Below are 22,399 nucleotides of genomic sequence, written 5' to 3' on the forward strand. Positions count from 1 at the left end.
GTGTCGAGAGGGAGGGGCACAGTGGTGGAGGTCTCCGGCGGGGAACGGCCGCGGCGCGGCAAGGTGCTCGTGGTGGGCATGGACGGGCTGCGCTTCGACCGGCTGGTCCGCTCGCCGTCCACGGCACCCGTGCTGCACGCCCTGATGGCCGCGGGCGCCCACGGCACCAGCCTGCTGCCCTACGGCGAGGTGGACGGCCAGGCCGGCGACGGGCCGTCCACCAGCATGGCCTACACCGACTCCGGCCCCGGCTGGTCGAGCGTGCTGACCGGGGTGTGGCCCGACCGGCACGGGGTGACCGGCAACGACTTCGCCGGCGCCGACTACACCCGCTACCCCGACTTCCTCAGCCGCGCCGCCACCGCCCGGCCCGGTCTGCGCAGCGCGGCCGCGGTGTCCTGGCCGGCACTGGTCCGCCGCGGCACGCTCGGCCGCGCCATCGGCCGGCGTGTGCGCTACAACGGTGAGTCCCGCGGCTACGACACCGCGGACCGCCTCGTCGCCCGCACCGCGACACGCTGGCTCACCAAGGACGACCCGGACGTCGTGTTCGTGTACTTCGGCGCCACCGATGAGGCCGGGCACGCCACGGGCCCCCTCAGCCCCGCCTACGATCGGGCCCTCCTCACGCAGGACACCCACCTCGGGCGGCTGCTGGACGCGATCGACGCCCGGCGCTCCGACCCCGCCCGTGCGGACGAGCACTGGACCGTGCTGGTCACCACGGACCACGGACACCTCGACGCCGGTGGCCACGGAGGCGACACGCCTGCCGAACGAGAGGTCTTCGTCGTCCTGGCCGGGCCGGGCGTGCCCGGCGGCACCCGGCTGGACACGCCCCGCCTCGTCGACATCGCCCCCACCGTCCTGGACCGTCTCGGCATCCCCGTCGACCCCGCCTGGGGCCTCCAAGGCCGCGTCCTGCCCCGGCCCACCCCACCGACTTCGGAATGGTCATGACCGACGCACTCCCCGATCCCCTGATCGCCCTGCGCCCCTGGGAGGCACCCGAGGTGACCTCCTGGGGGCGGCTGCCCATGAACGCCGTGGACCGGCGGGCCGGTGCCGTGTCCCTGGACGGCGACTGGCGTTTCCAGTTGCTGCCCGCGCCCGACGCCCCGGTGGGCGAGGGCTGGTCGTCGGCGTACGTCCCCGGAGTCTGGACCATGCAGGGCACGGACGATCTTCCGCGGTACCTGAACGTCCGCATGCCGTTCGCGCAGTTCCCGCCGGCGGTGCCCGCCGCCGACCCGACGGGCGTGTACGAGCGTGCGGTGGACGTGCCGGCCGAGTGGGCCGGGCGGCGGATCGTGCTCCAGGTCGGGGCAGCGGAGAGCGTGCTGCTGGTCCACGTGGACGGGCTGCCCGTCGGCATCTCCAAGGACTCCCATCTGGCCGCCGAATTCGACCTGTCCGGCGTCGTACGCCCCGGCGAGCGGACCACCGTACGGCTGACCGTGGTGAAGTGGTCGGACGCCTCGCACATCGAGGACCAGGACCAGTGGTGGCACGGCGGCATCACGCGTTCGGTGCTGCTCTACGCCACCGACCCGCTGTATCTCGCGGACGTGACCGTACGGGCCCGACGGGACGGTGATCTGCGCGTGGACTGCCTCGTGCGGGACTCCGGCGGGGCCCTGCCCGAGGGCTGGTACGTCAGCGGGGAGCTGGACGGGCAGCTGCTCACGCAGGACGCGGAGTTCGACCGGGCCAACGCCGAGGACGAGCGCGTCTCCGGTTTCCTGGGCGAGGCCCGGCTGCGGGCCGCCGTGCCGGACGTGCGCACCTGGACCGCCGAGACGCCCGAGCTGTACGGCCTGACCGTCCGGCTGCACCGCGCCGACGGCACGGTCGCCGACCGCTCGCACCACCGGATCGGCTTCCGTGACGTCGAGATCACCGGCCGGGACCTGCTGGTCAACGGCGAGCGCGTGTTCATCCGGGGCGTCAACCGGCACGACTTCCATCCGCTGACCGGCCGGACCGTGTCGTACGACGACATGCGCGCGGACCTCGTCCTGCTGAAGCGGTTCGGCTTCAACGCGATCCGCACCGCGCACTACCCGAACGACCCGGCCCTGTACGACCTGGCCGACGAGCTCGGCTTCTACGTCGTCGACGAGGCCGACATCGAGTCCCACGACCACGCGCACGAGATCGCCGACGACCCGCGCTATCTGGGCGCCTTCGTCGACCGGGTCGCGCGGATGGTGCTGCGGGACAAGAACCACCCGTCCGTCATCATCTGGTCGCTGGGCAACGAGTCCGACTACGGCGCGAACCACGACGCGGCGGCGGGCTGGGTGCGCCGGCACGACCCGACCCGGCCGGTGCAGTACGAGGGCGCGGCCAAGCGCGGCTGGGCCGATCCGGGCCTGGCCTCCGACATCGCCTGCCCGATGTACGCGCCGCTCCAGGACTGCCTGGCGCACGCCATGTCCGGGACCCAGACCAAACCGCTCATCCAGTGCGAGTACTCGCACGCCATGGGCAACAGCAACGGCACGCTCGCCGACCATTGGGCGGCCATCGAGGCCACCCCGGGTCTTCAGGGCGGGTTCATCTGGGAGTTCTGGGACCACGGCATCCTGCAGCGTGTGAATGACGGCAGACCGGCCGGGCGTGGGGGCGCCGGGCTCTACGGCAACGGTGTCGCCGCGCCCGGCCACCGCTGGGCGTACGGCGGCGACTTCGGGGAGACCGACCACGACGGCGCCTTCATCGCCGACGGTGTCGTCTTCCCCGACCGCACCCCCAAGCCCGTGATGTTCGAGCACCGGGAGATCGCCGCGCCGGTGCGCATCGAGTGCTTCCGGCACGAGGGCGTCGTCCTGAGCAACCACCAGCACTTCCGGGGCCTGGACTGGCTGTCCGGTGAGTGGCAACTGGCCCTCGCCGACGGCGGCACCCTGACCGCCCCCGCCGAGCTGCCCGATCTGCGGCCGGGCGAGACGGCCGCCGTACCACTGCCGTTCGAGCTGCCGGAGGACGGCGGCGAGGCGTGGCTGACGCTGCGCGTCACGACGTCCCGGGACGAGCCGTGGGCCCCGCGGGGCACGGTCGTGTGCCTGCCGCAGGTACGGCTGCGGCACGCGTCCCCGGTGAAGCACGCCCCCGTCACGCACCGCGCCGTGGAGGTCGACGAGGACGGGCTGCTGATCCATCCGCTGCTGACGGCCGGGCCCACGCTGTCGCTGTGGCGGGCGCCCACCGACAACGACGAACTGGGCGGCATGGCGGCCCGCTGGCGGGACTGGGGGCTCGACGCGCTCACCCGCAAGGTCGTCGCCGTACGGCGGGAACCGGGACGGGTGGCCGTGGTCGCCGACCACCTCGGTCCGGGCGGGGCGGTCCGGCACGAGCAGGTGTTCACGGCGGTCGAGGGCGGGCTGCTCGTGGAGGAGTGTGCCGAGCTGCCCGAGACGCTGGACGACGTGGCCCGGGTCGGATCGGTCTTCGAGACGGTCGCCGGGCTGAACCTGCTGGAGTGGTTCGGGCAGGGCCCCTGGGAGTCGTATCCGGACCGGGGCGCCGGCGCGCCGGTCGGCCACCACTCGCTGCCGGTGGACGAGCTGTTCACGCCGTACCTGCGGCCCCAGGAGAGCGGCGGGCGGCACGGCGTGCGGCGGTTCACGCTGTCCGCGCCGGACGCGACCGGGCTCGCGGTACGGCTGGACCGGCCCCGCCAGGTCTCCGTGACCCGCCATCGCGCGGCCGATCTCGCTTCGGCCGCGCATCACGACGAACTGGTGTCGCGGGCGGGGTGCGTGGTGCACATCGACGCGGCGCACCGCGGTCTCGGCACGGCGTCGTGCGGGCCCGACACCTTCGCCTCCTACCTCGTCCCGGCCGGCGTCCATCGCTGGAGCTGGACGCTGCGCGTTCTCTGAGTTCTCCGCCTCCCTGTCACCCTCTCCGAGACTCCCTCCCTGTCACCCTCATGGAGCACCCATGTGCACTTCGCATGATCACGACCTGGGCGAGGCCCCCCAGGCCGGTGCCGGAAGACGCAGTTTCCTCCGCGCCACCGCGCTGCTCGGCGCGACCGCCACGGCGGTGGCCGCGCTGCCGGCCGTCGCCGCCCGGGCGGAGCCGGCGAGTTGGCGCCCCGACCCGCGCAGCCGTCGCTTCACTCTCGCCGTGATGCCGGACACGCAGTACCTCTTCGACGGGCCGAGCATCGACAAGGCACCGGTCGAGGCGTCGCTGCGCTATCTGCTGGAGCACGGCAGGGAGGAGAACCTCGTCTTCCTGTCCCACCTGGGGGACCTCACGCAGAACGGCGCGAAAGAGGAGTTCGCTGCGATCGGCGAGGCGTTCTCGCTGCTGGACCGGCGGGGCGTCGGCTACAGCGTCCTGGCCGGCAACCACGACGTGAAGTCGTCGACGACCGACCAGCGCGGTGCGACGCCCTATCTGGACGCCTTCGGGCCCGAGCGGTTCGAGCGGCAGCGGACGTTCGGCGGTGCCTCCCCGGACGGCTACAACACCTTCCACCTGTTCACCGCGGGCGGCCGGGAGTGGATGGTGCTCGCGCTGGACTGGCGGCTGTCGCCGCAGGGCTACGCGTGGGCGAAGGAGGTCATGGCGCGGCATCCGAAGACACCCGTGATCCTCACGACGCACGAACTGGTCGTCGAGGACGACGCGTTGTCGGAGTACGGGCAGCAGCTCTGGGACCAGCTGATCGAGGACCACGACCAGATCTTCCTCACCCTCAACGGGCACTACTGGCCCGCCGCCCGCGCGACACGGAAGAACACGGCCGGGCACGACGTCCACCTGCATCTGACGAACTACCAGAACCGTTACTTCGGCGGTGCGGCGATGATCCGCCTCTACCGGTTCGACCTGGACCGGAACGTCATCGACGTGGAGACGGTCTCCCCGTGGATCCTGGGCCGGGCCAAGAAGGGGCTCAACGAGCTGGAGCGGCAGGAGATGGAGCTGAGCGGCGACGCCGACCGGTTCTCCGTCGAGATCGACTTCGAGGAGCGCTTCTCCGGCTTCGCGCCGGTGCCCGCCCGTCCCGCGCGGCCCGCCTCGAAGATGCTGGTGCCGGGCACGGTGGCGTACTGGCGATTCGAGAAACCCGTCGAGGGCACCGCCGGCACGGTGCGGGACCTGTCCGGGCGCGGCAACGACCTCTCGCTCGTCACGGTGGGCGGCGGTGCGCTGGGCTGGTCGGCGGACCACCACCCCGACCAGCCGGGCCACGGCAGCCTGGAGTTCCAGGGCTTCAAGTCCCCGCTGAAGGGCGCCTACCTGCGTACGGTCGACGGTGCCCCGCTCAACTCGGCCACGTTCGAGGACGGTTACACCATCGAGGCGTTCTACCGGCTGCCCGCCGACTGGGACCCGGACCACAACGCCTGGTCTGGTCTGGTCTCCCGCACCGGCACGGGCGGCGCCGCCGGGAAGACCGCCGACGACCCCGACGAGCCGCTGGCCACGCTGTCCCTGTCCAACGACCGTGAGCCGCAGTGGGCGATGCGGCCGCTCAACCAGCAGGGGATCGCCACCAACTGGGGCCAGGAGACCCCGCTGGAGACCTGGTGGCACCTCGCGGTCGTCAACGACGGCGGGCACACCACGCTGTACGTCGAGGGCTGCCCGGTCGTCCGCAACCCCAAGGCGTCCTCCGTCGGCATCACCTCCGTCGGCCTGCCGTGGCTTCTCGGCGGCTACGAGTACGGCGGCAAGATCGACCAGATCCTCCACGGCCGGCTCGGCGACGTCCGGATCGTCGCCCGGGCGCTGCCCGTCACCTCCTTCATGAACCACTGACCTCATCGAACTCGCGAGGATCCGTCATGACCGAGCAGCAGCTGCCCGCCTGGGCCGATCCGTCCGTCTCCCCCGCCGCCCTCGACGCCCAAGGCGTCTCCCGCCGCGGACTTTTGCGCCGGGCGGGCCTGTTCGGCGCCGCCTTCGCCCTGGGACCGGCGGCCCCGGCCCTGGCCGCCGACGGTGACGGCGCACGGCTGGGCGGGGAGGACCCCCGCCTCGCCTACCTCGTCGGCGACCACCACATCCACTCCGTCTACAGCCACGACGCCAAGTACACCTTCTCCCAGCTGGCCGCCGCGGGCGCGACCTACGGCCTGGACTGGATGGTGTTCACCGAGCACTCCAACTTCGGGCACGCCGACTTCGGGGCCGCGCTGGAGCACAAGGAGATCCTCAGGGCCCGAGCGGAGAACCCGCGTCAGCTGATCTTCCAGGGCCTGGAGTGGTACATCCCGGCGGCCGAGCACTGCACGGTGTTCACCACGCCCGGCCGGAACGAGGTCGACCTGCTCACCCGCTTCGAGCGCGCCTACGACGGCAAGCTCCTCGGCTACGACAAGGGCGGCCCCGCCGACGCGGACACCGCCCGCAACGAGGCGCACGCCGTCAAGGCCCTCGAGTGGCTGGCCGGGCAGCGCCGTTCGGGCTACGTCGACGACGTGCTGGTGCTCGCCAACCACCCCATGCGCCTCGGCATCGACTCCCCGCACGAGATGCGCGCCTGGCGGGACGCGGCGCCCGAGATCATGATCGGCATGGAGGGCGCCCCGGGCGCCCAGGGCGCTGCCGTCCCCGGCTGGCGCGGGGCCGGCTCGATCCGCGGCGAGTACGAGAACAAGCCGTCCGCGCAGTCCTGGCCCGGCTACCCGGCGGACGCCTATCTGACGTACGGCGGCTTCGACTGGGCGACCGCCACCGTCGGCGGCCTGTGGGACTCGATGCTCGCCGAGGGGCGGCTGTTCTCGATCACCACCAACTCCGACGCCCACCGGATCGTCTTCGACACCTGGAAGAACGGCGACTGGCAGCCGGGTCAGACCTTCGACACCACCGGGAAGCTGCCCGACCCGGTGCAGACGGACACCCCGCAGCCCGGCAGCGACTTCTGGCCCGGCCAGTTCAGCCGAACCCATGTGGGCGTCACCCGCTACGGCTACCGCGCGGTCATGGCGGGCCTGCGCGCGGGCCGGGTCTGGCTCGACCACGGGCATCTGCTCGACGGGCTCGACGTCCGGCTGACACGGGACCGTGACCGGGGCCGGGGCGTGACGCTCGGCGGCCGGCTGCGGGTCCGCAAGGGCGAGAAGCTCACCCTGAACGTCACCGTGACGACCGCCTCGCGGCCCAACCCCCAAGGGATCCTGCCGGAGTTGGCGCACGTGGACGTCATCCGTGGCGCGGTGCGCGGCCCGGTCGCCGACCGCGACACCTGGAAGGCGCCCGACACCCGCGTCGTCCGCTCGCAGGACGTCTCCGGCCGCAGGGGCACCTATACCCTGCGCGTTCCGCTGACCGCGGGTGAGGAGTCCTTCTACGTCCGGCTGCGCGGCAGCGACGGCAACCGCCACGGCACCGGCTACCTCGGCGCCTCGGTCGACCCGCACGGGCCCGTTCCGCACCCGCCCGGGGACGGTGACCCGTGGGCGGATACGTGGTTCTATTCGAACCCGGTATTCGTCGACGTGGAAGGTGCCTGACCTGATGAGACGTCAACTGCTCGCCGCCACCGCGTTATGGGGCGCCTTCACGCTGGGCGCCGGGACGGCCTCGGCCGCCGGTGCCCCGCAGTGGACGGAGACCGGCACGGCGTACACCGACACCCTCGGCGGCGGGCAGGGCCTGGCCGCCCGCGCGGACGGCTCCCTGCTGTACCGCGGGCTGGCCTCCATCCCGCTGGACCTGCGGGTCAAGGGCTGGAACCACATAGGCGACCCGGACATCGCGCGCGGTCATGTCTTCGACGCCTACCAGGGATCGGACACGGCCACGTCGAAGATGTTCGCGGTCACCACCCCGGCCGGGAAGCGCTACGAGTACGTCCACCCGCTGAACCCGGGCGAGAAACTGAACAACTCCTTCGCCGCCGTCTCACCCGACGGTCAGTGGCTGGTGTCGGGCGAGTGGGGCACGCAGAGCCGGCTCCAGGTCTTCCCGGCGCCCCTGCTCAACCCGTCGACGCCGGCGACCGGCGGTGAGCTGGGGGAGGCCGGGCAGATCACCCTGGACAAGCCGGTGCGCGACATCCAGGGCTGCGACTTCGTCACCGAGACCCGCCTGCTGTGCGCCTCGAACGACGCCTCGGGCACCCTCTTCCCGCAGATCCGGCCACTGGTCCAGGTCGACCTGCCGCGCAAGCCGGACGGGCAGCCGGTCACCGGTTCGGTGCAGAGCCTCTTCGCGCTGCCGCAGCGCAGCGTGTGCACGGGCACCTTCGAGGCGGAGGGCGTCGACTACGACGCGAACAGCGGCACCCTGCGGGCGCAGATGATCCCGCCGGGCGTGTGCGCGGTGACGACGGCCGTCCACGCGTACCAGCAGGTCACGGACTGATCGAGCGGAGGTACGGTGGGCCGCGTGACCGGTGAAGAGTCGCTGCGGCCCCAGTCCCTCATGCTGACGTTCCTGGGTGACCAGGTGCTCGGGCGCGACGTGTGCGTGTACTCGGGCAGCGTCATCGACGTGTTCGCCCGCGCCGGGATCGGCGAGCAGGCGACCCGCTCGACGCTGACCCGGATGGTCAACCGTGACCTGCTGCGCCGCCAGCGCGAGGGCCGCCGGATGTACTTCGGGCTGACCGGGCGCTCGGAAGCCGTGCTGCGCGACGGCGAGCGGCGCATCTGGCAGACCGGTGCCGTCAACCGGCACTGGGACGGCACCTGGACCCTGCTCGGTTTCTCCCTGCCCGAGTCCTGGCAGCGCCAGCGCCACGACCTGCGCTCCCAGCTGACCTGGAGCGGCTTCGGCCCGCTGTTCAACGGCCTGTGGATCGCACCTGGTGAGGTCGACGTGTCGGCGCTGGTCGCCGAGCTCGGCCTGTCCGCCCATGTGAAGGTCTTCCGGGCGCACGCCGATGCCGGGACGGACATCGGCCAGATGATCGAGGAGACGTGGGAGCTGTCCGACCTGGCGGGTAGCTACGAGGGGTTCGTACGGCGCTGGCAGCCCTGGGAGGACGCGCTGCCGGAGGCCGACGAGGCGCTCGTGCTGCGGCTGCGGCTCCAGACCGAGTGGCTGCGGATCGTCCGGCGCGATCCGCGCCTGCCCGTCAAGCACCTGCCGGACGACTGGCCGGCGGAACAGGCCGAGAAGACGTTCCGGGCCGTGCACGACCGGCTCTCACCGCTCGCGCGTGACGCCTCGGAACGCCTCCTCGACCTGGTGCCGGCGCGGCCTCAGGCGTAGAACCGCGACAGGCTCTGGAGCACCGCGGCGGGCTTGCCGCCGCCCTCGATCTCGATCGCACCGTCGACCGTGATCTGCACGCCGCCCGGCACCTCCTCGACCTCGGCGAGCTTCGCCGTCAGCCGGATGCGGGAGCCGACCTTCACCGGGGAGGGGAAACGCACCTTGTTGAGGCCGTAGTTGACCTTCGTCGTCACGCCCTGGACGTCCAGCAGCTCGGTGAACAGCGGGATGAAGAGGGAGAGGGTGAGGTAGCCGTGCGCGATGGGGGCGCCGAAGGGGCCCTCCTTGGCCTTCTCGGGGTCCACGTGGATCCACTGGTGGTCCCCGGTCGCGTCGGCGAAGGTGTCGATCCGCTCCTGCGTGACCTCGATCCACTCGCTGGTGCCGAGGTCGCTGCCCGCGAGCTTCTTCAGTTCGTCGAGGCCGTTGACGGTGATGCTCATGGAGCCGTCCTTCACTGGGAGTCGGTGCCGTAGCGCTTGCGCACACGGGACTTGAGGAGCTTCCCGGAGGCGGTGCGGGGCAGCTCGTCCGCCACCACGACCGACTTCGGGATCTTGTACTTGGCGAGGCGGCCGGCGAGCGACGCGAGCACCTCGTCGGGGTCGAGTGCGGCGCCTTCGCGGGGTACGACGACCGCGCGGGGCACCTCGCCCCACTTGTCGTCCGGCACCCCGATCACCGCGCACTCGACGATGTCGGGGTGGGCGAGGAGCTGGTCCTCGATCTCGGCGGGGTAGACGTTCTCGCCACCGGAGATGATCATGTCCTTGATGCGGTCGACGATGTAGACGTAGCCGTCCTCGTCGATCTGGGCGGCGTCGCCGCTGCGGAACCAGCCGTCCGCGAAGGCCGCGGCCGTCTCCTCGGGCAGCCCCCAGTAGCCGGGCATGACGTGCGGCCCGCGCACCACGACCTCGCCCACTTCGCCGACGTCGACCGGCGCGAGGTCGGGCCGTACGACGCGTACGTCGCTGAAGAAGTGCGGCACGCCCGCCGAACCCGCCTTGCCGACGGCGTGTTCGGCGTCCAGGAACAGCGTGCCGGGCGCGGCCTCGGTCATGCCGTAGCCCTGGAGGAAGGTCAGGCCGCGCCTCTGGTACGCCGCGATCAGCGGGGTGGGGACCGGGGAGCCGCCGCAGGTGAGGATGCGCAGCGACGACAGGTCGGCGTCCGGCCAGCGCGGGTGCCGGGCGACCTGGTCGAACATCGTGGGCACACCGAACATGAAGGTGATCCGGTGCCGTTCGATCAGGTCGAAGGTGGCGTCCGGGTCGAAGGCCTCGACCAGGACGCAGGTGCCGCCCTTCAGCAGGACCGGGAGCGTCAGCATGTTCAGGCCGGCGGTGTGGAAGAGCGGGGCGGAGACCAGGGCGCGTTCGTCGGCGAACAGGTCGTGGTCGACGAGGACGTTGATCGCGTTCCACGTGAGGTTGCCGTGCGTGAGCATCGCGCCCTTGGGGCGGCCGGTCGTCCCCGAGGTGTACATGATGATGCAGGTGTCGTCCGGGGCGACCGGTGTGTCGATGGGCTCCCCGGCGGCCGAGGCCAGCGCCTCCTCGTACTCGGCGCCCACTTCGACATAGGTACGGACGTCCGTGCTGCCCGGCAGTCCCGCGACCAGCCCGGCGTGCGAGGGGCCGTAGACGAGGGCCTTGGCGCCGGAGTCGGCGAGCTGGTAGGCGATCTCGGGACCGGCCAGGCGGGTGTTGAGGGGGACGAAGACCGCGCCGAGCGTGCCGGCCGCGAACAGGGTCTCCAGATAGGAGGGGTGGTTCGGGCCGAGGTAGGCGATGCGGTCGCCGCGGCGAACACCCCTCTCGCGCAGGGCGTGGGCGAGGCGGGTGGTGCGCTCGTACAGGCCGGCGTAGGTGCGGGTGGTGTCGCCGTGGATCAGGGCGGTGCGGTGCGGGGTCTTGCGGGCCCGGCGTGCGGGCCATGACCCCAGTCCCTCGTTGCGCATGTCACGCCCCTTACGGTTTCGTCAGCCCGAGCAGGCGGGCGGCGTTCTCCTTGAGGATCTTCGGCCGGACCTCGTCCTTGATCGTCAGCTTGTCGAAGTCGGCGAGCCAGCGGTCGGGGGTGAGGACGGGGAAGTCGGAGCCGAAGAGGACCTTGTCCTTCAGCAGCGTGTTCGCGTACTGCACGAGCTGCGGCGGGAAGTACTTCGGCGACCAGCCGGACAGGTCGATGTGCACGCCCGGCTTGTGCGTGGCGACGGCCAGGGCCTCGTCCTGCCAGGGGAACGACGGATGCGCCAGGATGATCTTCAGGTGCGGGAAGTCGGCGGCGACGTCGTCGACGTGCAGCGGGTTGGAGTACTTGAGCCTGATGCCGCCTCCGCCGGGCACGCCGGCTCCGATGCCGGTCTGGCCGGTGTGGAACAGGGCGATCGTGCCGGTCTCCTCGATCACCTCGTAGAGGTCGTACGCCACCGACCGGTCGTTGGGGAAGAAGCCCTGGATGCTGGGGTGGAACTTGAAGCCCTTCACCCCGTACTCCTCGACCAGGCGGCGGGCCTGCTTGACCCCCGCCTTGCCCCGGAAGGGGTCGATGGAGGCGAAGGGGATGAGGACGTCGGCGTTGGCGGCGGCGGCCTCGGCGACCTCCTCGTTGGGGACGGGCGGGGTGCCGGTGGCGGACTCGGCGTCGACCGTGAAGATCACGGCGGCCGTCTTCCGCTCGCGGTAGTACGCGGCGGTCTCCTCCAGGGTCGGCTTCCGCTTGCCCTCGACCTTGAAGTAGGCGGAGGAGGCGTCGTGCAGGTCGTCGTCCAGGGAGGAGTGGCCCTTGGAGGACACCTCCGCGTGGGTGTGGACGTCGATCGCGACGAGGTCGTCGACATTCATGGACAGGGCCATCACGCCTCCGGGAACTTCGGTGCCGGGATGCCGACCGACTGGAGCTCGGCACCGACCGAGGTGGGCCAGGCGTCCGCCAGGGTGCCGGGGGTCCAGCCGCCGTCGGCGTAGGCCGCCCTGATCTCCTGCGGATGCGACCAGAGTGCCACCTTGTCGCCGCCGATGCCGATGCACTGGCCGGTCACGCCGCGCGCTGCCTCGGAGGCCAGGAACGGGACCAGGGCGGCGCAGTCCTCGGGGGTGCCGAAGCCCTCGCCCTTGCGCAGGAAGTCCGGGAGCGGCTCACCGTTCTTCATGGCCTCGATGTACGGGGCGAAGGCGGGGATCGTCTCGGTCATGGCGGTCGCGGCGACCGGCACGATCGCGTTGACGGTGATGTTCGCGCGGCCCAGCTCCATCGACCAGGTACGGGCCATCGCCGCGATGCCGGCCTTGGCGGCGGCGTAGTTCGTCTGGCCGAAGTTGCCGCGCTGCCCGGCCGGGGAGCCGACCAGGATCAGCGAGCCGCCCTCGCCCTGCTCGCGCATCCGGACGGCGGCGGCGCGGGCGCAGGTGAAGGTGCCCTTGAGGTGGGTGGTGATCACAGCGTCGAAGTCGTCGTCGGTCATCTTCCACAGCACCTTGTCGCGGAGGATGCCCGCGTTGGTGACGAGGACGTCCAGCCGGCCGAACTCCTCGGCCGCGCGGTTCACCAGCCGATCCGCCGCCTCGGTGGTACCGACCGGGACCACCTCCGCCACGGCCTTTCCGCCCGCCTCGGTGATGGACTTCACGGCCGCCTCGGCCACGGCCTCGTCGACGTCGTTGACCACCACGGACGCTCCGTGGGCGGCCAGAGCATGCGCGTAGGCGAGGCCGAGGCCCCGGCCGCTGCCGGTGACGACGGCGACCTTGCCGGAGAGATCGATGCTGGGCACGGGTGGGTCCCTTCACACGGGTTCGACTTCGAGATCGAAGCTAAGAGCAATAATTGTTGACGTCAATAGTTGTTGGTGACCTACGTGTGCGAGATGCTGGAATCTCTCCAGGAAGCACCGAGCACAGGGAGCCCGCCATCACACGCCAGAACCTCACCCCGAAGCCCATCGACGCCCACGAGCCGTGGATGCGCGGGCTGCACGCCGACACGGGCTACCTGCTGTACCGCCTGGGCCTGCGCTCGGGACAGCTCTTCAACGCCTGCCTCCAGGAGTCGGGCCTGCGCCTGCGCCACTACGCGGTACTGCGCTTCCTCGCCACCTCCGACGGCGCCCTCCAGCGCGAGCTGAGCACCCGGCTCGGCTACGACCCGAGCGCGATCGTCGGCCTGGTCGACGACCTGGAGAAGCAGGGCTTCGCCGAGCGTCGCCCCTCCCCCGACGACCGCCGCAGCCGGATCGTCGTACTGACCGACCGGGGCCGCGCGTTCCTGCGTGACACCGACGAGGCCGGCCAGCGGGTGACGAACGAGCTCCTGGGCCCGCTGGACCCGGCCGAGCGGGACGCGCTGCACGCGCTGCTGCTGCGGATCGCCGAGGACGGCCTCAACTGATGTTGTGCAAATGATTGACGGCTGCACGCTGGCTGCATAACTTCATCGGCCAACCGAGACCCGTCCCCAGGGAGCTCCCGTGCAGCCATCCCCGTCCGCCGCTCAACCCGCCCCCGGTCCCCGGCAGTTGCGCCGCGTGGCCGTCTCCGGCCTGCTCGGTACGACCGTCGAGTTCTACGACTTCCTCGTCTACGGCACGGTCGCCGCGCTCGTCTTCGGCGACCTGTTCTTCCCCCGGGCCGACCCCGCGGTCGGCACCATCGCGGCGTTCGGCACCTTCGCCGCGGGCTATCTCGCCCGCCCGCTCGGCGGCATCGTCTTCGGCCACTTCGGCGACCGGATCGGCCGCAAGTCGATGATGCTGCTGACCATGGTCCTGATGGGCACGGGCAGCTTCCTCATCGGCCTGCTGCCGACGTACGACGCGATCGGCGTCTGGGCCCCGGTGCTGCTGGTCGCCCTGCGCGTGGTGCAGGGCATCGCGATCGGCGGCGAGTGGGGCGGTGCGATGCTGATGGTCGTCGAGCACGCCGATCGGACGCAGGGTTCCCGGCGCGGCCTGTGGTCCAGCTTCACCCAGCTCGGCGCCCCGCTCGGTTCCGTGCTGTCGGCCGGTGTGGTCACGCTCGTCGCCGGCCTGCCCGACGACGAGTTCCGCTCCTGGGGCTGGCGGGTGCCGTTCCTGCTGAGCATCGTGCTGCTGGCCGTCGGGCTGTTCGTCCGCCTCAAGGTCGCCGAGAGCCCGCTGTTCGCCCAGGTCAAGCGGGAACCGGTGGACAAGCCGCCGATCGTGGAGGTGCTGCGCCGCCCGAAGCCCGTGCTGCTGGCCGCGTGCGTCGGCATCGGCGCGTTCACCACGCAGTCGCTGCTGACGAGCTTCATGATCTCCTACGCCGTCGACCAGGGGTACACCCGCCCGCAGGTGCTGACCGCCGTGACCGTCGCCTCCTGCGTGGCCCTCGCCGTCCTGCCCGCCGCGTCCGCGCTGTCGGACCGGGTCGGCCGCCGACCGGTCGTGCTCGCCGGAGCGGTCGCCTCGGCCGCACTCGCCTTCCCCGTGCTGGCGCTCGTCGACTCCGGCTCGCCCGGGCTGCTGATCCTCGCCCTCGCCCTCGGGCACGGTGTCGCCCAGTCGACGATGTACGGACCGCTCGGCGCCCTGCTCACCGAGATGTTCGGCACCCGCGTCCGCTACACCGGCGCCTCCCTCGGCTACCAGGCGGCCACCCTGGTCGGCGCCGGGTTCTCCCCGCTGATCGCCGGCAGCCTCCTCGCCTCGTACGGGGGCGGGAGCACGCCCGTCTCGCTGCTGCTGTGCGCGGGCGCGGCGATCACCGCCGTCACCGTGTGGCGACTGCGCGAGACGCACACCGACGCCCTGGACTCCCCCGTCCCCACCACCCCCACCCTGGAAGGGACCCCGCGTTGAGGATCCGCCTCGCTCTACTGACCGCCTGCCTGTCCCTGGCGACCGCGCTGCCCGCGCAGGCCGCCGCCACGGGCACCCACCTGGAGGGCCGGCTCCCCTCCGGCGCCGCGTACGTGATGGACGTGCCCGCGTCCTGGAACGGCACGGTGTTGCTGTACAGCCACGGCTACACCCCGGCCGGAGCCCCCAACCCGGCCCAGAACACCCCGGGTGCGGCCGCCCGCGACAAGCTGCTGGCCGAGGGCTACGCCCTGATCGGCTCCTCGTACGCGACGAACGGCTGGGCCGTCACCGAGGCGGTGCCCGACCAGCTCGCCACACTGGACCTGTTCACCGAGAAGTTCGGGGCGGCCCGGCGGACCCTCGCCTGGGGCACGTCGTACGGCGGTTTCGTCACCACGATGCTCGCCGAGCGGCACGCCGGCCGGTTCGACGGTTCGCTGTCCATGTGCGGGCTGGTGCAGGGCGGCGTCGCCAACTGGAACAGCACCCTGGACCCGGTGTTCGCGCTGCGCACCCTCCTCGCGCCGGACTCCGGAATCCGGCTTACGGACTTCGCCGGCCAGGCGGAGGCGGTCGCCGCCGGTAAGGCGCTCACCACGAAGGTCGACGCCGCCCAGAAGACCCCCGAGGGCCGGGCCCGGATCGCCCTCGCCGCCGCCCTGCACAACATCCCCGGCTACAACGACGCCTCGCAGACCGAGCCGGGCCCCACGGACTGGCAGACCCGGCAGGCCAACCAGTACTCCGCCGTCCGGGGCCTGCTCCAGATGCCCGCGTTCAGCTGGCGGCAGGAGGCCGAGAGCCGGGCGGGCGGCAACCCGTCGTGGAACACCGGTGTCGACTACACCGCCATGCTCGCCCGGTCCCCGTTGTACAAAGAGGTGACCGAGCTCTACAAGGAGGCGGGACTGTCCTTGCGTACCGACCTCTCGGCCCTGGGCCGGGCACCCCGGATCTCCGCCGATCAGCCGGCCGTGCGGTGGATGCGGAACACCAGCGTGCTCTCCGGCCGGCTCGCCGATCCCCAGCTGAACATCCACACGACCGGTGACGCGCTGATACCGGTGCAGGCGGAGAGCGCCTACCGGCGGGCGGCCACCGCGGCCGGCTCCGGGCCGCTGTTCCGGCAGGCCTACGTCGACGGCCCCGGCCACTGCACGTTCACCCCCGGCGAGACGCTGGCCGCCCTGCACGCCCTGGAACACCGCCTGGACACGGGCCGCTGGGACACCTCGCCCGGCGCCCTCAACTCCCGTGCGGCAGCGGAGGATCCGACGACGGAGCCCCGCTACGTACCGTACCGGCCGGCCGCCTACCCCCGTCCCTACGACCTCGCCCACCCGGGAGACACCCGGCCATGACCGCTCTGCCCCGAGTCCTCGGCTCCGCTCGCACGGGGGGCGCCCCCACCGCGACCGACCGGCTGCTGGCCGTGCTCGCGGCCTTCGACCACGAGCACCCGGCCCTGTGCCTGACGGACATCAGCCGGCGGGCCGGGCTGAGCCTGACCACCGCCCACCGGCTGGTGGGCGCGCTCACCGAGTGGGGCGCACTGGAACGGGACGAGTCCGGCGTCTACCACGTCGGGCTCCGACTGTGGGAGATCGCCGCACTGGCACCGCGCGGCCTCGCCCTGCGGCAGATCGCGCTGCCGTACCTGGAGGACCTGTACGAGGCGACGCACGAGAACGTGCAGCTGGCGGTGCGGGACGGCTCGGACGTCGTCTACATCGAGTGGCTGTCGGGGCGTTCGGCGGTCGGCGTGCACATCCGCGTCGGCGCGCGGTGGCCGCTGCACGCCACCGGGGTCGGGCTCGCCCTGCTGGCCCACGAGGACCCGGGGTTCCAGGAGGAGTACTGCGCGGGCGCACTCGCGTCCTTCACGCCGTACACGATCACCGATCCGGCGCGGCTGCGGCGTGAGCTCGCCGAAGTGCGCCGGACCGGGGTGGCGGTGAGCGACCGTCAGGTCACGGAGGACGCACTGTCGGTGGCGGCGCCGGTGCGCACGGCGGACGGCTCGGTGGGCGCCGCCGTGTCCATCGTGGTGCCGCACGCCGACGCCCAGGTGCCGGTGCTGGCCCCGGCGGTACGGGTGGCGGCGCGCGGGATCTCCCGGGCCCTGGGGTGGCAGCCGGAGCGGGCCTGAACCGGCGCGTTCGGCAGGTGTCCGGCATCGGCCTTCCGGTCCGCCTGTGACCTGGGACCCCTGCTATGGTGCGCCGATGTCATCGATCAGGCAGTTCCAGGTCACCTTCGACTGCGCAGAACCCGCGCGCCTCGCCGGTTTCTGGTGCGAGGTGTTGGGGTATGTCGTGCCGCCGGTCCCGGAGGGGTTTGCCACTTGGGAGGACTACCATCGCTCGCTGCCGCCTGAGGATCAGGTCATCTACTTCGCGTGCAGTGATCCCACGGGTGTGGGCCCGCGTCTGCTCTTCCAGCGCGTACCCGAAGGGAAGATCGTCAAGAATCGGGTGCATCTCGACGTGCGGGTCGGCACCGGACTCGTGGGGGAAGAGCGACTCGCCACACTGGAGGCCGAATGCGCACGACTGGTCGCGCTCGGTGCGGCACACGTACAAACGCTGCTTGCCGATGACGACAACGAGTCGTGCATCCTGATGCAGGACATCGAGGGCAACGAGTTCTGTCTCGACTGAGCATCCTCGGCGACGGCGAGACCACGTGCGGGACACCCCTAGGCCACGCAGAATTCATTGCCCTCCGGGTCGCGCAGCACGACGCCGTAGTAGTCCATCTCCGGCTCGTCCATGACCCGCAGCACCGTCGCGCCGGCCACGGTCAGCCGGTCCACCTTCGCCGTGACTCTCCGGGTGCGCTCCGGCAGGGGAACGCCTCTGCCGCCGCCGACCTTCAGGTCGAGGTGCACCCGGTTCTTGACGGTCTTGCCCTCCGGCACCTGCTGGAACCAGACGCGGGGCCCCTGCCCCTCCGGGTCGACGATCGACTCGGGGAGCTCCCCCGCCCCCGCGGGCAGTTCCTCCGCGGGCACCCCCATGTCCTGCCAGTAGGCCCGCCAGGTGGGGTGCCCGCCGGGGGGCGGTTCGGGCACGTATCCGAGGGCCTCGGTCCAGAAGGTCACGAGTCTCGCCGGGTCGGCGCAGTCGATGGTCAGTTGCAAGGTGACATCCATACGGTGAGCATGGCAGCAGGGTCTGACAACGGCTGGCCTGGAGGCAGCCGCGACGGCCACCCGGATGCCCCGCTCGAATGCCCTCAACACCCCCGGTCGCAGAGCCCGTTCAGGACCTGCACTCATCGGCCGCGCCGCACTTTTCCCGGCTTTACCTCTTGACGACGCGGGTGGCGTGGAGCACATTGACGGCACTTTGAGAGCGCTCTCACACTCCCCGCACCCGTACCCGAGAGGCATCCCCACATGAGAGACACCTCCGGCAGACCCCGAGCACGGCGCCCGCTCCGGCGGGCGGTCGTCGCCGTCGTCAGCGCGCTCGGCCTCGCCGCGGTCGCCGCCACCGCCGCGACTCCCTCCGCGAGCGCCTCCGCGCCGCCGCCCCCGTCGGGCTGGACCCAGGTCTTCCTCGACGACTTCAACGGCCCCGCGGGCAGCGGCGTCAACACCTCCGACTGGCAGTACGCGACCGGCAAGGGCTACCCGGGCGGCCCCGCCAACTGGGGCACCGGCGAGATCGAGACGATGACGAGCAGCACCGACAACGTCTCCCTCGACGGCAACGGCAACCTCCGCATCACGCCCCGGCGGGACGGAGCCGGCAACTGGACCTCCGGCCGCATCGAGACCAACCGCACCGACTTCCAGCCCCCGGCCGGCGGCAAGCTCCGCGTGGAGTCGCGCATCCAGGTGCCGAACGTCACCGGGGCCGCGGCGAAGGGCTACTGGCCGGCGTTCTGGATGCTGGGCGCCCCCTACCGGGGCAACTACTGGAACTGGCCGGGCGTGGGCGAGCTGGACATCATGGAGAACACCCAGGGCCAGAACACGGTGTTCGCGACGATGCACTGCGGCACCTCGCCGGGCGGGCCCTGCAACGAGACGAGCGGCATCGGCAGTTCGACGACCTGTCAGGGCACCACGTGCCAGGCCGGCTTCCACACCTACCGGATGGAGTGGGACCGCTCGACGAGCGTGGAGGAGATCCGCTTCTACCTCGACGGCGTCAACTTCCACACGGTGCGCGCCAACCAGGTCGACGCGACGACCTGGCGCAACGCCACGGACCACGGCTTCTTCATCATCCTGAACGTCGCGATGGGCGGCGGATTCCCGGACGCGTTCGGCGGCGGCCCGGACGCGGGAACGCAGCCCGGCCACCCGATGGTCGTCGACTACGTCCAGGTGCTGTCGTCCGGCGGCGGCACCACGCCTCCCCCGACCGGCAACCGCGACGCCTACTCCACCATCCAGGCCGAGTCCTACGACGGCCAGTCCGGGGTGAGCACCGAGACGACGTCCGACTCCGGCGGCGGCCAGAACGTCGGCTCACTGGCCAACGGTGACTGGCTGCACTTCAAGGGCGTCAACTTCGGCTCCACCGCGGCCCGGCAGTTCAGCGCCCGGGTCGCGAGCGGTGCGGCGGGCGGTGTCAGCGGACTGGTCGAGGTACGGCTGGACAGCCGGAGCAACGCGCCCGTCGGGAGTTTCGCGGTGGGCAACACCGGCGGCTGGCAGTCGTGGCGGACCGTCCCTGCGAACATCGCCTCCGTGACGGGCACGCACGACGTGTACCTGACCTTCACCAGCGGGCAGCCGGCGGACTTCGTGAACGTCAACTGGTTCACCTTCGGGCACTGACTCCGTCCTGCGCCTTCGGAAAGGGGCTCCACGCGCGCGTGGAGCCCCTTTTCGCCGTCCGGCCTTCGTGGTCTCGACGTCCGGCCTTCGTGGTTTCAGCGCAGTTCCGCCCGGAACGCCGCCGGCGTCTGGTCCGTGTGCTGGTGGAAGAACTTGGAGAAGTTCGCGGCGTCGGGGAAGCCGACCGCCGCCCCGATGCGGCCGATCGGCAGGTCGGTGTGGGCGAGGAGCCGTTTGGCCTCCAGGACCACGCGCTTGCCGATGAAGGCCTTGGGGGTGTCGCCGGTCGCGCCGCGGACCGCGCGGACCAGGGTGCGGCGGGAGTAGCCGAGCGCGTCCGCGTAGGCGCTGACGCTGTGGTTGGTGGCGAAGTCCTTCTCCACGGCGTCCCGGAAGAGGGTGAAGGTGGAGTCGGCCTGCTGCCCGACCGACTCCGCCGAGCCGGCGGCGAGATGGGCGAGCCGCAGCAGGAACGCCGTCAGCGAGTGGCGCAGGACGGCGGTGTGCAGGCTCAGCGGCAGCGTCTCCGTGTCCTCGTACTCGCGTCGCAGCTGGCCGAGCGAGTCGCGCAGACCGGCGAGTTGGGCCGCGTCGGGGCGCAAGTGCGGCGGCAGGTCGTAGCGGTACAGGCCGGTGGCCTCCACGGTCGCGCGGGGCAGGAAGCCCGGCTGCATGGTCAGCACCGTTCCGCGGTACTCGCTCGTGCGGGAGAAGCGGTGGACCTGCCCCGGGCGGATCCACAGCAAATCCCCGGCCGTGGCCTCGTACTCGGTGAAGTCGACCATGTGCCGGACCGGGCCGGCGCCGAACAGCAGCACGACGTGGAAGTCGATGCGGTGCACACGCTCCAGGGGCGCGTCGGCGTGCCAGGTGCGGCCGGTGCCCATGGGGCCGACCTGCATGCCGACGCCGCCGACACTCAGCTCGACCGGGAAGGGGCACGTTCTGATCCCGTCGCCGCCTTGGATGCTTCTGTCTGCCATATCCGCCATGTCCGCCTCGTACCGCGCCGTTCGCGCGCCGCGCTGCCTCCGGGTGTCCCACTTTCACCACAGGCTGGCACACGGCGACCTTCCTTCGAAAAAGTCAGACTTTTAGTTTTGAAGACGTCAGACCAGCCACTTCGCTCCTATCGAGGATCTCTTGAAGATGAGCACGCAGACAGCGGACAGCTTCGAATGGACCGAACTCGACCGGCGTGCCGTCGACACCGCCCGCCTGCTGGCGGCCGATGCCGTCCAGCGGGTCGGAAACGGCCACCCCGGCACCGCGATGAGCCTGGCACCGGCCGCCTACACGATCTTTCAGAAGGTGATGCGGCACGACCCCGCCGATCCGGAGTGGACCGGCCGTGACCGCTTCGTCCTCTCCCCCGGTCACACGTCGCTGACCCTCTACACGCAGCTGTACCTCGCGGGCTACGAGCTGGAGCTGGACGACCTGAAGGCGTTCCGCACGCACGGCTCGAAGACGCCCGGCCACCCCGAGTACGGGCACACCGCCGGCGTGGAGACCACCACCGGCCCGCTCGGCCAGGGCGTCGCGAACGCGGTCGGCATGGCGATGGCCGCCCGCTACGAGCGCGGTCTGTTCGACCCCGACGCCCCTGAGGGCGAGTCCCCCTTCGACCACACCGTCTGGGCCATCGTCTCCGACGGCGACCTCCAGGAGGGCGTCTCCGCCGAGGCCTCCTCGCTGGCCGGCCACCAGAAGCTCGGCAACCTGGTCTTCCTCTACGACGACAACCACATCTCCATCGAGGGCGACACCGCGACCGCGTTCTCCGAGGACGTGCTGAAGCGGTACGAGGCGTACGGCTGGCACGTGCAGCGGATCGAGCCGCGGGAGGACGGCGACGTCGACGTGCACGCGCTGTACGCGGCGCTGAAGGAGGCTCAGGCCGAGACCGGGCGCCCCTCGATCATCGCGATGCGCACCATCATCGCCTGGCCCGCCCCGAACGCGCGGAACACCGAGGCCTCGCACGGTTCGGCGCTCGGCGAGGACGAGGTCGCCGCCACCAAGCGCCTCCTCGGCTTCGACCCGGAGCAGAGCTTCGAGGTCGCCGACGAGGTGCTGGCGCACACCCGTGCGGCCCTGGACCGGGGCGCCGAGGCGCACGCCGCCTGGGACAAGCGGATCGCCGCCTGGCGCGGCGAGAACCCGGAGCGGGCCGCCACGTTCGACCGGGTCAGCAAGGGCGAGCTGCCCGCGGGCTGGGAGGACGCCGTGCCGGTGTTCGAGCCGGGCAAGGCGGTCGCCACCCGTGCCGCGTCCGGCAAGGTGCTCCAGGCCCTCGGCGCCGTCGTCCCCGAACTGTGGGGCGGCTCGGCCGACCTGGCCGGCTCGAACAACACCACGATCGACAAGACGTCGTCCTTCCTGCCGGGGGGCAACCCGCTGCCGGAGGCCGACCCGTACGGCCGGACGATCCACTTCGGCATCCGCGAGTTCTCCATGGCCGCGGAGATGAACGGCATCGCCCTGCACGGCAACACGCGGATCTACGGCGGCACCTTCCTGGTGTTCTCCGACTACATGCGCAACGCCGTCCGGATGTCGGCCCTGATGCAGCTGCCGGTGAC

The 22,399-nt window shown here is 71.6% G+C and carries 19 protein-coding genes; 13 read left to right on the forward strand and 6 right to left on the reverse strand.

Going from position 1 to position 22,399, the window contains the following annotated elements; genetic code table 11:
* Nucleotides 1-21: 21 nt before the first annotated feature.
* The 6 genes from GTY47_RS33475 (at nucleotide 22) to GTY47_RS33500 (ending at nucleotide 9,192) form a co-directional block, all read left to right on the forward strand.
* On the forward strand, nucleotides 22-960 hold the full coding sequence (locus GTY47_RS33475) for an alkaline phosphatase family protein (protein ID WP_267880845.1): 939 nt from the start codon (nucleotides 22-24) through the stop codon (nucleotides 958-960).
* Nucleotides 957-3,890: a glycoside hydrolase family 2 TIM barrel-domain containing protein gene (locus GTY47_RS33480; RefSeq protein ID WP_010043027.1), complete on the forward strand. Its 2,934-nt coding sequence runs from the start codon at nucleotides 957-959 to the stop codon at nucleotides 3,888-3,890. Before GTY47_RS33475 ends, GTY47_RS33480 begins: the two co-directional genes overlap by 4 nt.
* Before the next feature lie 61 nt (nucleotides 3,891-3,951).
* A complete protein-coding gene (locus GTY47_RS33485) occupies nucleotides 3,952-5,787 on the forward strand; it encodes a LamG-like jellyroll fold domain-containing protein (protein WP_010043028.1) in 1,836 nt (611 codons plus the stop codon).
* Nucleotides 5,788-5,813: 26 nt separating this feature from the next.
* Nucleotides 5,814-7,487 carry a PHP domain-containing protein gene (locus GTY47_RS33490; protein ID WP_010043029.1) on the forward strand — a complete coding sequence of 558 codons (1,674 nt, stop codon included), beginning with the start codon at nucleotides 5,814-5,816 and terminating at the stop codon, nucleotides 7,485-7,487.
* A 4-nt stretch (nucleotides 7,488-7,491) separates the two neighbouring features.
* On the forward strand, nucleotides 7,492-8,340 hold the full coding sequence (locus tag GTY47_RS33495; RefSeq protein ID WP_010043031.1) for a hypothetical protein: 849 nt from the start codon (nucleotides 7,492-7,494) through the stop codon (nucleotides 8,338-8,340).
* Nucleotides 8,341-8,364: 24 nt separating this feature from the next.
* Nucleotides 8,365-9,192, forward strand: a complete 828-nt coding sequence (locus GTY47_RS33500; RefSeq protein ID WP_010043033.1) for a PaaX family transcriptional regulator C-terminal domain-containing protein — start codon at nucleotides 8,365-8,367, stop codon at nucleotides 9,190-9,192.
* Here the strand turns inward: GTY47_RS33500 and GTY47_RS33505 are convergent.
* The 4 genes from GTY47_RS33505 to GTY47_RS33520 are packed head-to-tail and all read right to left on the reverse strand — an operon-like array spanning nucleotide 9,183 to nucleotide 12,973.
* Complete coding sequence (locus GTY47_RS33505) at nucleotides 9,183-9,638, reverse strand: MaoC family dehydratase (RefSeq protein ID WP_010043036.1); 456 nt, start codon at nucleotides 9,636-9,638, stop codon at nucleotides 9,183-9,185. The genes GTY47_RS33500 and GTY47_RS33505 overlap by 10 nt on opposite strands.
* An 11-nt stretch (nucleotides 9,639-9,649) precedes the next feature.
* Nucleotides 9,650-11,158: a long-chain fatty acid--CoA ligase gene (locus tag GTY47_RS33510; RefSeq protein WP_010043039.1), complete on the reverse strand. Its 1,509-nt coding sequence runs from the start codon at nucleotides 11,156-11,158 to the stop codon at nucleotides 9,650-9,652.
* Nucleotides 11,159-11,168: 10 nt separating this feature from the next.
* Entirely contained in the window at nucleotides 11,169-12,044 is an 876-nt protein-coding gene (locus tag GTY47_RS33515) for a 4-hydroxyphenyl-beta-ketoacyl-CoA hydrolase (protein ID WP_010043041.1), read from the reverse strand.
* Nucleotides 12,045-12,055: 11 nt separating this feature from the next.
* Nucleotides 12,056-12,973, reverse strand: a complete 918-nt coding sequence (locus GTY47_RS33520; protein WP_010043042.1) for an SDR family oxidoreductase — start codon at nucleotides 12,971-12,973, stop codon at nucleotides 12,056-12,058.
* A 188-nt stretch (nucleotides 12,974-13,161) separates the two neighbouring features.
* Here GTY47_RS33520 and GTY47_RS33525 point away from each other — a divergent pair, with 188 nt between their 5' ends.
* From GTY47_RS33525 to GTY47_RS33545, 5 genes are all read left to right on the forward strand, one after another.
* Nucleotides 13,162-13,587, forward strand: coding sequence for a MarR family transcriptional regulator (locus GTY47_RS33525; RefSeq protein WP_010043044.1), 426 nt, complete (start codon nucleotides 13,162-13,164; stop codon nucleotides 13,585-13,587).
* A 79-nt stretch (nucleotides 13,588-13,666) separates the two neighbouring features.
* Nucleotides 13,667-15,016, forward strand: coding sequence for an MFS transporter (locus GTY47_RS33530; RefSeq protein WP_040903541.1), 1,350 nt, complete (start codon nucleotides 13,667-13,669; stop codon nucleotides 15,014-15,016).
* Nucleotides 15,013-16,380, forward strand: coding sequence for a DUF6351 family protein (locus tag GTY47_RS33535; protein ID WP_010043050.1), 1,368 nt, complete (start codon nucleotides 15,013-15,015; stop codon nucleotides 16,378-16,380). The genes GTY47_RS33530 and GTY47_RS33535 overlap by 4 nt, the downstream gene beginning before the upstream one ends.
* On the forward strand, nucleotides 16,377-17,168 hold the full coding sequence (locus GTY47_RS33540; RefSeq protein ID WP_010043052.1) for an IclR family transcriptional regulator: 792 nt from the start codon (nucleotides 16,377-16,379) through the stop codon (nucleotides 17,166-17,168). Before GTY47_RS33535 ends, GTY47_RS33540 begins: the two co-directional genes overlap by 4 nt.
* A 76-nt stretch (nucleotides 17,169-17,244) precedes the next feature.
* Entirely contained in the window at nucleotides 17,245-17,679 is a 435-nt protein-coding gene (locus GTY47_RS33545) for a VOC family protein (protein ID WP_010043055.1), read from the forward strand.
* Nucleotides 17,680-17,717: 38 nt separating this feature from the next.
* Here GTY47_RS33545 and GTY47_RS33550 read toward each other — a convergent pair whose 3' ends face one another.
* The gene (locus tag GTY47_RS33550) at nucleotides 17,718-18,173 is read right to left on the reverse strand and encodes a VOC family protein (protein ID WP_029181390.1); all 456 of its coding nucleotides are present in this window, start codon (nucleotides 18,171-18,173) and stop codon (nucleotides 17,718-17,720) included.
* Between the two features lie 246 nt (nucleotides 18,174-18,419).
* Here GTY47_RS33550 and GTY47_RS33555 point away from each other — a divergent pair, with 246 nt between their 5' ends.
* Nucleotides 18,420-19,814 carry a glycoside hydrolase family 16 protein gene (locus GTY47_RS33555; RefSeq protein WP_010043060.1) on the forward strand — a complete coding sequence of 465 codons (1,395 nt, stop codon included), beginning with the start codon at nucleotides 18,420-18,422 and terminating at the stop codon, nucleotides 19,812-19,814.
* A 95-nt stretch (nucleotides 19,815-19,909) separates the two neighbouring features.
* Here GTY47_RS33555 and GTY47_RS33560 read toward each other — a convergent pair whose 3' ends face one another.
* Nucleotides 19,910-20,797 carry an AraC family transcriptional regulator gene (locus GTY47_RS33560; protein ID WP_010043062.1) on the reverse strand — a complete coding sequence of 296 codons (888 nt, stop codon included), beginning with the start codon at nucleotides 20,795-20,797 and terminating at the stop codon, nucleotides 19,910-19,912.
* Between the two features lie 166 nt (nucleotides 20,798-20,963).
* Between GTY47_RS33560 and GTY47_RS33565 the strand changes: the two genes are divergently transcribed.
* On the forward strand, nucleotides 20,964-22,399 hold a 1,436-nt coding region (locus tag GTY47_RS33565), incomplete at its 3' end, for a transketolase (RefSeq protein WP_010043063.1).

It is taken from the genome of Streptomyces sp. SID5464, from assembly GCF_009862985.1.
Classification (GTDB): domain Bacteria; phylum Actinomycetota; class Actinomycetes; order Streptomycetales; family Streptomycetaceae; genus Streptomyces; species Streptomyces chartreusis_D.